General features: G+C 31.6%; 10 protein-coding genes and 2 pseudogenes. 6 read left to right on the forward strand and 6 right to left on the reverse strand.

Features of this window, described 5'->3' with window-relative positions; all coding sequences use genetic code 11:
* Positions 1 to 181 (reverse strand): annotated as a pseudogene (locus tag LB465_RS17605) (IS5/IS1182 family transposase); the annotation flags it as partial.
* A gap of 557 nt (positions 182 to 738) precedes the next feature.
* Between LB465_RS17605 and LB465_RS17610 the strand changes: the two are divergent.
* Positions 739 to 1,101: a hypothetical protein gene (locus LB465_RS17610; protein WP_224471233.1), complete on the forward strand. Its 363-nt coding sequence runs from the start codon at positions 739 to 741 to the stop codon at positions 1,099 to 1,101.
* A gap of 280 nt (positions 1,102 to 1,381) precedes the next feature.
* On the opposite strand, the gene LB465_RS17615 is transcribed toward LB465_RS17610, so the two are convergent.
* From LB465_RS17615 to LB465_RS17630, 4 genes are all read right to left on the reverse strand, one after another.
* Positions 1,382 to 1,537: a hypothetical protein gene (locus tag LB465_RS17615; RefSeq protein ID WP_224471234.1), complete on the reverse strand. Its 156-nt coding sequence runs from the start codon at positions 1,535 to 1,537 to the stop codon at positions 1,382 to 1,384.
* Positions 1,527 to 2,222, reverse strand: a complete 696-nt coding sequence (locus tag LB465_RS17620; protein ID WP_224471235.1) for a nucleotidyl transferase AbiEii/AbiGii toxin family protein — start codon at positions 2,220 to 2,222, stop codon at positions 1,527 to 1,529. The genes LB465_RS17615 and LB465_RS17620 overlap by 11 nt, the downstream gene beginning before the upstream one ends.
* On the reverse strand, positions 2,216 to 2,728 hold the full coding sequence (locus LB465_RS17625) for a hypothetical protein (RefSeq protein WP_224471236.1): 513 nt from the start codon (positions 2,726 to 2,728) through the stop codon (positions 2,216 to 2,218). Before LB465_RS17625 ends, LB465_RS17620 begins: the two co-directional genes overlap by 7 nt.
* Before the next feature lie 409 nt (positions 2,729 to 3,137).
* Positions 3,138 to 4,376, reverse strand: coding sequence for a site-specific integrase (locus LB465_RS17630; RefSeq protein ID WP_224471237.1), 1,239 nt, complete (start codon positions 4,374 to 4,376; stop codon positions 3,138 to 3,140).
* 434 nt (positions 4,377 to 4,810) lie between these two features.
* On the opposite strand from LB465_RS17630, the gene LB465_RS17635 reads away from it, so the two are divergent.
* From LB465_RS17635 to LB465_RS17655, 5 genes are all read left to right on the forward strand, one after another.
* Positions 4,811 to 6,127, forward strand: a complete 1,317-nt coding sequence (locus LB465_RS17635) for a tyrosine-type recombinase/integrase (RefSeq protein ID WP_224471238.1) — start codon at positions 4,811 to 4,813, stop codon at positions 6,125 to 6,127.
* Between the two features lie 346 nt (positions 6,128 to 6,473).
* A complete protein-coding gene (locus LB465_RS17640; RefSeq protein ID WP_224471239.1) occupies positions 6,474 to 6,749 on the forward strand; it encodes a helix-turn-helix domain-containing protein in 276 nt (91 codons plus the stop codon).
* 192 nt (positions 6,750 to 6,941) lie between these two features.
* Entirely contained in the window at positions 6,942 to 7,523 is a 582-nt protein-coding gene (locus tag LB465_RS17645; protein WP_224471240.1) for a hypothetical protein, read from the forward strand.
* Between the two features lie 18 nt (positions 7,524 to 7,541).
* Positions 7,542 to 7,886: a hypothetical protein gene (locus tag LB465_RS17650; protein ID WP_224471241.1), complete on the forward strand. Its 345-nt coding sequence runs from the start codon at positions 7,542 to 7,544 to the stop codon at positions 7,884 to 7,886.
* 140 nt (positions 7,887 to 8,026) lie between these two features.
* Complete coding sequence (locus LB465_RS17655; RefSeq protein WP_224471242.1) at positions 8,027 to 11,896, forward strand: YobI family P-loop NTPase; 3,870 nt, start codon at positions 8,027 to 8,029, stop codon at positions 11,894 to 11,896.
* Positions 11,897 to 12,008: 112 nt separating this feature from the next.
* On the opposite strand, the pseudogene LB465_RS17660 reads toward LB465_RS17655, so the two are convergent.
* Positions 12,009 to 12,117, reverse strand: a pseudogene (locus LB465_RS17660) (IS1595 family transposase); the annotation flags it as partial.

Here is a 12,117-nt window from a genome sequence, read left to right on the forward strand (position 1 = left end):
GATGGTAACTGGAAGTACCTCCTCCTTTATAACTTCGCTCCAGGTCAGCGATGTCGATTTGATCAATAATCGTATTGACGATCCTAACGGGATGATGGGCAGGGACCAGATCATCATAACTGGGAGGCAAAAGACTTAACTGCGACTGGTCATAGGTCTTAAATACTGCTTTGGCTTTCATTACATGAAAATACTAAAAACCAGAAAATAATACAACAAAAAAGGCTGCCTTTTCAGACAGCCTCATTGGTATCTATTAATAAACAGTAAGAATAAACATATAATAAACTTTTTTACAACCACTTGTCCAGAAAATGAACAAGTGGTTATTGACTATTTCAAAGAAAAAAATAGAAGTGTCCTGGAAGCTAAAAAATTCTATAATTTTTATGAATCCATAGGCTGGAAATTAAATGGTAAAAATCCAATTACAAATTGGCAAGCCTGCGCACGAAACTGGATACTAAAAGCTGACGAAATAGAAAAAGATCTAAAGTCTAAGTCACTGTCCCATAACCGCGACAACTTGCATACTAGTACGAATAAAAACTATGGAGAGCCATTATAGATTTAAAAAATGTATCAAATTCAAAATTTAATCCAATTTATTTTTACGTTTATCCTCTTTTTATTTTACTTAGTTAACGAAAACAACTTGGGGACAATTGTAATTGCAATACTGCTTTCGGGCAATTATATAATGCTAGTACAGGTGAACAGTACTAATTAAAAATAATTATGAGTTTAGATGTTCAATTAATTAGAAAAGTACATTTAAGTTACGATGAAGGTAAAACGTATATTGAGAAAGAAGAAGAATTGTATTGGGCCAATATCACTCACAACTTAAATAAAATGGCAGCAGAAGCTGACATTTATCAAGCATTATGGCGGCCTGAAGAAATTAATTCCACTAAAGCAAAAAATATTATTAAATTACTTGAAAAAGGATTGAAGGATCTAGAATCAAGACCTGAATATTTTAAGCAATTCAACTCGAGTAACGGATGGGGTTTTTATGAGAACCTTGTGCCATTCGTTGAAAAATATCTGAAAGCATGTAAAGAATTTCCCAACGCTGATATTTATGTTTGTAGGTAATCTTGCTTCAATCAGAAAGTAAAAAACAACAAATTGCTTTCTTAAAAAAGCACAAAACAAGTATAATTGCTTTTTACAGAAAGCAATTATGGAAAATTTACTATTAGAATTTCAGTCAAAAATTGCAAAGATACCCTTAGCAATACAGCGTTATCTTAGATCAAATCGATTTAGACAACATTCTCACTGCACCGGAATAGAGTTCTTTACCCTCACTGTCAAAGGATAAAATGTTTGGAACAAATAATTGAGGCACTGCATTTTCATAAAATTATGAACTTCATGAGCGCCATCTAACCAACTTATAGAAGGTCTTATTGGCGTTTAAGCTTCCCCAATTACTACCGGAATCTGCAGCCTCGTCCTTATTCAGATTCACACCACTTAGTTGATGGACTATATAATGTTCTACGCTATTAAGCTCGTTAAATGCCATTGGTTAGTTCTTTTATTTCTTCCATAATTCGATCGAAGCGAATTTGTTGATCTTCATGATATAGGTTTGCGATTATTGCTTCCTGCATATTTGCCTTTTCCTGGATAGCAGCAAACTGTTCCTTCAAGTACTCTTGAACCTCCGGATCGGAAGCCGAAATTTGTTTTTTAAAATTAGAAGTGTAGTTTAGGAGATAAACAATATCTTCAAAATCATGACTCATTCGAGGATCATTTCCTCCCCGACCTTCAAAAGCTGCAAACTTAGTTGCTAAAAAATAAGGCAAGGTAAGAATCCTGATTGGCATCTTTTCGACTTCTATAGTTATTGAGTTTTTAAATCCCGATTCAAACCAGGGATTTGCCGGAGCCCACCCCACCTCGGTAGTAGACATTACGTCCACTTTAATTTCTTTTAACCTGAATCTACAAATAACGTCGTCCTCTGCAGATTGTACAAAACCTTTATTTTCAAGTGCTACACGTAGTTTTTCGAGCTCTCCAACATTTGCAATCTCTAAAGTAATATCAATGTCTTTTGTTGGCCTTACATCCTCAGCTGCCTTATCGTCTATATATAGACTTACCATGGCACCACCTACATAAACTACATCTTTATTCAGTTCTCCTAACGCCACTGCAACCTTACTGGTGGCTTTGCGATTTATTATAGTATTTTTTAGCATAGACCGTTTTTCAATTCTACAATAGCGAGATTTTTTTCACGGGCTCTTCCAACTCTTAGTACATCGCAAAGAGACATTAGCTCATAAAACTTCTTGTCTTTTAAACAAGCTTCGGGAACGTTAGGATGTAATGGCTCAATTGATTGCCCTCTTAAGTCACCTTTACCATATGGCCATACATAAGCCTCCTGACTTTCAATAACTTCATTTAATGGTGGTGCCGAATGTGCCGTTGCTACTCCTCGTACCAATGCCCCAGGTTGTTGAGGATAAACATGTGGTAATCCATATTGAAGAAAATCCAGAAGAGCTGTTTTCATTAATCGTTTTTTGTCCGGAAAAATTAAGCCCGCAATTACCGATCTATTAATACTTTCACTAATCTCACTTCCACTTATACCAAGCTCATATGAAAGATCTTTCATATACCAACTTCTATCCTGCTTTGCTGCTATTTTAAGAAGTATCACTATATCGTGCGGTCTCATTCCGCTATGTTTCTTCATGGTCATGCTATTTAATTATTACCAAAAATAGCAAATATTTCTCAATTCGCGATTCGCGAATCGCGAATTACGGTATGTTATTCATTTAATTCACAGTAAGAGTGGTCCATTTACCATTCCTAGTGTACGGATATCATCGAGAAATAGTTTTTTCATATATTCTGATTTATAGCATTTTAAAGGATTTAAAAAAACGGAGAACAAAAACTACCAAAAACAAAAAAAGCCTTGAAAATAAACCAATTAATAAGGCTTTAAGCTTTTGACCTTGAACTAGTCACTTAAAATTATATCTATTCCGAGGATTTTAAGAACACCACCACTTTCATTATCCCAATTTTCGATGTATAAAAAGCCTTAAGAACAAAATTGGTCAAATGCCTACTATCAGATTTTATTTAATCTCTAATTAAATATTAGGTTTCCAATTTCTAAGCTTCCGACTAAGTTCAGACATATCCTGACTTAATTTATCTTCAAGAACTCGCGCATATATTTGGGTTGTTGCTATTTTCGTATGCCCCAAAAGCTTAGAGACAGTTTCTATAGGCACTCCATTGGAAAGCGTAACAGTAGTAGCAAAAGTATGCCTGGCCATATGAAAGGTTAAATTCTTCTTGATATCACATAGATCAGCTACTTCCTTTAAATAAAGATTAACCTTAACATTAGTTATAACTGGTAAAAGACTTTGGGTTATTTCGGTCATTGGATGTTCGTTGTACTTTTCGAGTATCTCTAGAGCTTTATCTAGTAAAGGTATCTTAACTTTGGCTTTAGTCTTATTTCTTGAAGTGAAAAGCCACTTCTGGCCGTCCAGACCATTCCTAACATTATCCTTGGTTAAATCATTCATATCTGTAAAACTGATTCCTGTATAACAGCTAAAAACAAATAAATCTCTCACCCTATCCAAACGATTATTATGAAAATTAAAATCCTCGATTTGTTTTAACTCATTAAGATTTAGAAAGTCTCGTTCCTTTTTCTGAAAAGTAGGTTTCCATCGTATAAAAGGATCCTTTTCAACCCATTCCAAATGAAAAGCAAGAGTTACTATTTTACGAAGTCTTTGTAAATGCTTCATCACAGTATTATGGCTCATAGCATTCACGTGTCCCTTGGGCCAGTAGTTAAAAAGGAAATTTGCAAAATCATTGATGAACTTATAGTTAAGTTCGTTCAGGTAGATAGTAGTTGTCTTAAGTTCTTCATTTAAGAATTTAAGAACATATTTCTCTGTAACACCAAAATTACGGATGGTTCCTTTTGTAAGCGTTTTCTCAATCTTTTGCCTGTGATATTCTAAAATATCCAACAGGGTTTTATCCCTAGGTCCTTCCCCTAAAAAATTCGATTTAAGAAGATCAGCGGTTACTTTTTTATTCTGAAACCTCAAGTCCTGGTAATTCTGAAAAATCTTTGTTCTGGTCTCCGAAATGAGATTATTAGCCTCCCTCGCTTGTTTAGTATTACCATCGACACGTTGTGTAGAAGAATCCCAAAGATCAAATGGGACTTTAGATTTTAAACTAATGTTTACTCTACGGCTATCTAGAGAAATTCGAACGTAGAGATTTGTTTGATTGTTTTTCACTCTGGAAGCATACACCCAGAATAAGATGGAAAATGTTTTAGAAGTACGCATAGGTATCGTCTTTAAATTAATATTCAGTTAAAAGACGAAAGTCAAATCCACAAAAAAATTTAAGCTACTGGTAATCAAACTGTCAACATGTTGACAGGATAAATTTTTATGTTGACGATTTGTTAGATATTAAATATAATAAAAGTCTTTCTAACAAAACCCCTAAAAAACATAAAACCCTGTAAATCATAGTATTTACAGGGTTTTGATATCATTTGAATTCTCTAAAAGTGACCTTGCCAGGGTCACAAAACATTTCCTTTAGCTTCTTTTAAATTCCTACAGTTTCATTCACCCATAGCTTTCAAAACCTTTATTTAAAGGGTTTAATACCTAAAACATTTTAATTATTAACTATATGTAATTTCATTCTAAGAAACATAAAGTGTCACAAATATTGTCACATTTTATTATATTAGCAAAAACAACCTCTCATGGCTACGACTAAATTCAGAGTAAGGAAATCGACAACTGGTACAAACGGAAATATTCAACTTGAATTCAATTACGGCAAAGGTAATCGCTTCCGATATGGAACAGGATTACAAATTCAAAATGTCAAGAATTGGGATGCCAACAAAATGAGAATTAAAAATGTTATCGGTGAAAAGTTTAAAATTCACATAAATAACGAACTGAACAAGCTACAAACAGGCATAGAAGAATTTTATACAACCAAGACAATCACTGAGAAACAGATTTTAGATAATTCAACACTTAGGGAGTACTGTGATATATTCTTCAACAAAATAGAAAACCACGATGAAAAGAACCAGACGGTTCCATTCCTTAAATTTTACAAATGGTACATTGAACACCATAAAACACATCCCCTACCGACAACAGGAGAACCTCTTTCTCCAGGCACAGCCCGCACATACAACAATGCTTTTAACCTTATAAATCGGTTTAATGATGAGGTATACAAGGTAGATTACCATAACATCACATTAGAATTCTATGATAATTACATCCAATGGACACAAGAGCAAGATTATAGCACCAACTATATTGGAACCCATATAAAAATTTTGAAAACAATTTTAAACTCAGCCACAGAAAGAGGCTATAATACCAATTTAGATTTCAGGAAAAAGTATTTTAGAAAACCTTCTGAACAAATAAATAATATTTTCTTAAATCAGTCTGAAATAAATTCTATTTATAAAGCTGATTTATCCTCCTTCCGAGGCAAAATAGAAAACGGGGTGAGAATTACACGAGATATGCTTGAAAAGGCAAGAGATTTGTTTTTAGTTGGATGTGCGACAGGTTTACGAGTTAGCGATTTCAATAATTTAAATGAGTCTCATTTATTTACCGACACTGATGACACTATGTTTTTTAGGTTATCAATGAAAAAAGGGAAAAGACCTATAACCATCCCCATTAATAGTATGGTAAAACAAATTCTTAGTAAAAATAACGGCAACCCTCCTTCAAGCATTCCAAACCAGCATATTAATTACAGCATTAAAATTATTGGGAAAATAGCAGGTATAACGGAACTTACAACTAAAACCACAACCCAAGGCGGGATAAAAAGAGATTCAACAGAACCTAAGTATAAATTCATATCAAATCATACCGCAAGAAGAAGTTTTTGCACTAATGGTTATCTCGCAGGAATACCTACTGCGGATATTATGGCTATCTCTGGGCATCGCCAGGAACGGACTTTCTATAATTATATAAAAGTAAATGACCTCCAACGAGCAAAGAAAATTGGCAAGCATAAATTCTTTTCTTAAAACTAAATTTTTCAAGTCTTTCAAAATTAATTAAACCAGTATTTTATTCTTCCAAATACCCAAGATTGATGATTTTATTCCATTCTTTGATTTAATTAATCTAAGAAAAGTCATTTATAAGTGATAAAAACAAATCTAATATGTTATATTATTCTTAAATTTTAAAGAATTAAATGTTAAATTAGAGAATATAGGAATTCATATACTTCTATAAGTCAAGATTTTATGCTAAAGCCATTAACTGAATTAAGTTAACACCCTAGAAAACAGCCTTTTACCCTCACCAACCTCTTGCTTTATACCCTCCTCTCGTAGTAGCTTGCAATCAGATTGTAAAACAAATACTATGAGAAGAAAATTTATTGAAATAGACAACTATAGCAGTAAAGAGCTAGATGAAAAATTTGAAAAATTGGAGAAGGCAATAAGCAATATGACGCCTGCCCCAAATTTTAAAAATAAGTTATTAACCAAAAGAGAAACTGCAAACCTCTTTAAGGTTTCCCAGCGGACACTTCATAATTGGAATAAGGCACATATACTGAAATCCTATTCCATTGGTAATAGAGTTTATTACAAATATGCGGATATACAATCAGCCTTAATGAAAACCGAAAACTGATAAAAAAAGGGGTAAAGTGGAACTAAATCAACATTCTCTGAGTTTAATTATAATTTTAAAAACCTGTTTTACAGAATGTTAAATACTAAAAGTGAATTTTTAGAAACTTTTCCCTTTTTAGGTTGATACTTATAGTTACAGGGCCTAAAAATGCCTTTGTTGAATAACAGGATTATTCAAATAATACTTTTTATGAAACAAAATGAAAGAACAAGATTTTATCAATTATTAAAGACTTTAAACAATAAAAAACTTAAGAAATGGTATAAGCTCAAAGACTTAGTAGAGCTAAAAAATATTAGTTATAAATCATTAAAGAACATGGTTAAGGATATTTACGAAAAGAACAAGGCTAAGGGACTAATCTTCAAGAAAGGTAGAAGGTACTATATCAGTTATAGGTTGCTAGATGAATTTGAATTAAAACAACCAAGAAAAAACAAAAGCCATACTTGGTATAGTCACAACTGGGAAAGTAATATCAGTTATACCACTAAAGACTATTACGATTTAGAATATCACCAGGAATTAATAAAAATAATAAAAGAGGCTACTCCAACAGTAAATTATTTATCTACAATTGAGGAAGATAAAAAAGAAAGACTACATGTGCACATGCTAGCAGATGAAAAACATGAGGTATTAAAACCCATATTAAATAAGGTGCTTCAATTTTATCTAGAAGACGATTTTAGTCTCTATTGCGAGAAAGTACAACTCAGAGGTCCAAGCGTGGATTACCTCACCAAAAATCCACAGAAACTGAATTATTAATTATATATAATATTATTTATGCACAACAGATTTTCCGAAGCTAGTAAGATGCTTCTAATTGACTTTATCAATAAGCATTATGACAAACCTCTCTTTACGGATGGAGAGGCTATAGTTCGAACTTATATTGCTTTAAAGCGGCAAAATAACCTCCACGAACTAATTTTTAGAAATAATGAAATTGATTTCCAAAATAAGTGGGTCAATGTACTTCTTGATGATTTCGTAACTGGACACGAAGGTAAATGGGGAGGTTCTGATACTCAAAACCTTAAACAGGTGGTTAATGCTCTTCAGAATTCAAATAGCCTTTATTTACTTTTTGAAGACCACTATAGCTATGACGAAAATAGCTTACTTTAATGTGAAGGCCACTTTCAATAGTGGCCTTTTTTCATCTCTAAGAGTTATAATCCTCATTAAAAGAATCTTAACAAATTTTAGTAATTTTACCAATATCTGTTTACCTATCTAACCATATGTCAAAAAATAAAATTGGTAAAGTGAAAAAATGGAAACTTTCACTTTACAAGTATCTTATTGAAATTTCAGAGAAGAATACAAACAAAATCAAAGAACAGTATTTAACTGTTACAAATTATTTGACCCCGTTATCCCCAATAATTGTTCAAGATAATTCTATTAACGAATATCTAATTTCATTGGAAGAGGGTGTTCAGAAAGAAGATGTTACGAATATTGCACTAGCTGGGTCCTATGGCTCTGGTAAAAGCAGCATTATAAAAACGTTCATTTCTCAAAAGAAAGGAGTGCTCAACGTGCTAGAAATCTCTTTGGCGAATTTCAAAAAGCCTAGTACTATTAGAAAAGCAGAGTCAGGAAAGAAAGAACTTACTGCATACCAGAATCAATTAGATTTAATTATTTCAAAAGATTCCAAATCACAAGAAAAACCAAATCAAGATGAGGACGAATTCAGAAAATACCAAAAGCTGTTAGAATTAAGCATTCTTCAACAAATAATATATCGAGTATCACCTAAGAAATTACCAGATTCAAGATTTAAAAGGATTATTGGTTTCAAATCGGGTGAATTATTTTCCTACACTATTTTAGTCATACTATGGCTCTATTCTGCTTTTATCCTATTTCAATATGATAATTTTAAAAAGTTAAATCCTTTTTTATGGGATGGTAGTAAAGATTTTGATTTTGTGGCAATCCTTCTAGGAACAATCCTATTTGGCGGATTAGCAGTCTTCGTATATCATAAAGGTATTAGATTCGTCAACAATTCTAAAATTACTCGAATAAGTGTAAAGGGAGAGATTGATATTGGTGAGAATGTTGACGAATCCATTCTAAATAAACATCTTGATGAGGTATTATATTTCTTTGAACGGACTAAACTCGACCTAGTAGTTATTGAAGATTTAGATAGGTTTAATGACACCCAAATTTTTTCCAAATTAAGAGAGATAAATTATTTGATTAATAAATCAAGCCAAGTCCGTAAAAAAGTAATATTCCTTTATGCAGTAAGAGATGACATTTTTGAAGGCGAAAACCGAACTAAATTTTTTGATTTAACTATTCCAGTAATCCCAGTTGTTGACTACTCCAATTCTAAATTACAATTAAAAAGAAGACTGGACTTGCTCAAAAAAATCCCTAAAGCACCTGCTCAAAAAAAAGAATTAAAAAAGAAAGCTAATAAAAGCAAAGATTCGGTTACAAATATTTCAAACGAGTTTATAGGTCAGATATCATTTTTTATAAATGATATGCGAATGATTAATAATATATGTAACGAATATTTTATTTATAGAGAATCACAAGTAGAAATTCCAGACCAGAATAAATTACTTGCCTTAATTGCCTATAAAAACTTAAAACCAGAAGACTTCGATTTACTCCAAAAGAATAAGGGTAACCTTTACAAGCTTATAGACCATAAAACCACTTTTATTAATTCAAAAGTGGATAACTTAAAATTGAAAAATACCAATCTTTTGAAAGAGATTGATGATTTAGAAAACTTAATAGAAATAAATATTTCTGAATTAAGAGGAATATATATCAGTACACTACTTAAAATTGCTCCAAAAAATGCGACCTCCATTTTTTTAAACGAAAGAACAAGGTTTAATGAGCTACTAGAAGAATCAAATTTTGAAGAATTACTGAAAGTTTCTAATTCCAAATTTTATGGTATAAGACAGAACGGATATGAAAATCAACTTCCTGAATCATTCAGTTTTAATGATATAGAAAATGAAATAGAGTCAGACTTAAAGTACCATGAAAGAGAAAATTTAATAACTCAAAAGACCAATAACCAGATTGAAGAAAAAAAGAGGGAAATAAGTATAAATAAAAGGGAGATAAGTATTTTAACTACTAAAACTATTTATCAAATCTTGCAAGAATACTCTATCGAAGAATATCTTCTAAGCGAAAAGAATTTAATAGATGAAAGATTAATTATTTTCCTCGTAAGAAATGGTTATATCGATGAGCACTATAATAATTATATATCTAAGTTTTATGATACAGAAGTTACGATTGATGAACAAAAATTCATTCTAAATGTCCTGAATGAAGTAAACAACGACATACATCAATCTATAAAAAATTCAAGACATGTAATTCAGAGGATTCCAAAAGGATTTTTTGCAAAACAGGCCACTTTAAACATAAGCCTTCTCGAGTATCTTCTAAATCATAAGGGTAAATACCAAAATCAAATAAATGAGATTGTTAGTTTAATTATTTCAGAAAATGAGTATGCTATTAATTTCTTAGAAGATTTTATCGTTAACTCTGAAACGAACAATCAATTATTTTCAATATTAACCTCAAAATGGGATACAATATGGAAATTTATTGATAGCTATAATTACGATAGGAATCAAATTGAACGATTATTCATTCTTATAATTGAAAATTCGACAGTTGATAATTTAGTAAAAATCGGTACAAAATCAAATTTCAAATCTTTCCTAATAAATGAATCATTCAGTTTAGAATACTTTGCCTCCTACGGAAAATTAGAATTCACAACAGAGATTATAAAAAAAATGAATCTACATTTCCGAGATATTTCAATTTTTAAATCCTCTGAAAATAAGGAACTACAAGATTACATTGTTCTTGAAAATTTTTATCAAATAAATTATGGCAATATTTCATTCATCCTGGACAATTATACTGAAGAGAAGCTGACTGAGCAACAGATAGATAGTGCTAACTTAACCTCAATATTAAAATCTAATTTTGAACCTCTTGTTAGATACGTAAAAAAAGAAATTAGTTCATACATTGACAACGTATTTCTAGAGTTACCCAAGAATAAAGAAGAATCCGAAAGAACTCTAATTTATTTATTAGATGCCGAGGAGCTAACTGATATTCAAAAAGAGTTAATTATTAATAAGTCTAAGAACATTGTAAATGACATTTCAGAAATATACGATGTTGAAGCAAAAGAAATCCTATTAAAAACAAAGCGTTTAAAAATCAATTGGGATAACGTTTTAGACTATTTCCAAGCCTTGGGTACCGATACCAAATTAAGCGAGTCCTTAGAAGAGTTTCTAGATTCTGATTCGGTTTCAAAAGTTTTAGAAAACCACCTGTTAACTAAAGGCAATCTAGAAGAAGAAAGTGAACCTGAGACATTTCTTGCATTATCAATAATAAACAATTCCAACCTTAGCATTCAAAATTATTCAAGACTTCTTAAATCATTGCACAAAGATTGGCAACACATAGAGGTGGACAAAATTGATACAAAAAAAGCAAAAGCTTTAATAGAAAATAAAACCATCAAGCTGAACTTAGAATATTTTAATAAATTAAAAGGTGCAAGTCAATATCTCTATTTAAACTTAATAGAACTGAATTGGGATTTATTTTCCGACAATTTTGCAGAATACAAATTAGAGGAAGGGGATGTCCATTATTTACTTGAATCTGAAATCATCAATATAAAGGATAAAAAACAATATATTGAAAACCTAGACCAATCCTTCCTGACTGCGGATAAAAGTCTATCTAAATCCGTAATGTCAATCTTTGCCGACCTGAAAGTCGAAGAAGTCGAATACACTTTTCTCAGGGATTTATTCAAGCATAAAGATTCTGTAGAGATTAAAATAAAATTGCTAAATCTCAATTTAAAATATTACTCCAAAAGCCAGTTACGAGTATTAGTTAATAGGCTTGGAGGAGATTATTCGGATATGGTAAAAGCCTATCAACATCCAAAGATACCAGAGACTTCTGAAAACCTCAAATTAATAAAAGGCTTGAAAGATAAGGAAGTTATTTCAACATACGAGGTCAAAGAAGATATTCAAAAAATCAAAGTGAATGCTAAGAAGTGGCCAACATCTCCTCCACTTTCCTAAGTTTTATAGGTATATCATGTTTAATTACCGTATCCCCTTATACAGAATTAGGTTTAACCAGGGGGGCTATTAAAAGTTCGATGCTATAAAATAATTTTATAGAGGTCAGTAGTTAGTTACTTATAATTTGCGATTGATAGGTGACATTGCCCTGAACCATTTTTGTGATCAGGTTATTGAATATTGTAGCCTTGCTCTGAGATCGGTTGATCCTAAAACAG

The organism is Salegentibacter lacus, assembly GCF_020164555.1.
Taxonomy (GTDB): Bacteria; Bacteroidota; Bacteroidia; order Flavobacteriales; family Flavobacteriaceae; genus Salegentibacter; species Salegentibacter lacus.

What these genes read in the sequence shown, in the direction of transcription:
- LB465_RS17610 (WP_224471233.1), top strand. Translation starts at nt 739, where the DNA reads ATGAGTTTAGATGTTCAATTAATTAGAAAAGTACATTTAAGTTACGAT.
- LB465_RS17615 (WP_224471234.1), bottom strand. Translation starts at nt 1,537, where the DNA reads ATGGCATTTAACGAGCTTAATAGCGTAGAACATTATATAGTCCATCAA.
- LB465_RS17620 (WP_224471235.1), bottom strand. Translation starts at nt 2,222, where the DNA reads ATGCTAAAAAATACTATAATAAATCGCAAAGCCACCAGTAAGGTTGCA.
- LB465_RS17625 (WP_224471236.1), bottom strand. Translation starts at nt 2,728, where the DNA reads ATGAAGAAACATAGCGGAATGAGACCGCACGATATAGTGATACTTCTT.
- LB465_RS17630 (WP_224471237.1), bottom strand. Translation starts at nt 4,376, where the DNA reads ATGCGTACTTCTAAAACATTTTCCATCTTATTCTGGGTGTATGCTTCC.
- LB465_RS17635 (WP_224471238.1), top strand. Translation starts at nt 4,811, where the DNA reads ATGGCTACGACTAAATTCAGAGTAAGGAAATCGACAACTGGTACAAAC.
- LB465_RS17640 (WP_224471239.1), top strand. Translation starts at nt 6,474, where the DNA reads ATGAGAAGAAAATTTATTGAAATAGACAACTATAGCAGTAAAGAGCTA.
- LB465_RS17645 (WP_224471240.1), top strand. Translation starts at nt 6,942, where the DNA reads ATGAAACAAAATGAAAGAACAAGATTTTATCAATTATTAAAGACTTTA.
- LB465_RS17650 (WP_224471241.1), top strand. Translation starts at nt 7,542, where the DNA reads ATGCACAACAGATTTTCCGAAGCTAGTAAGATGCTTCTAATTGACTTT.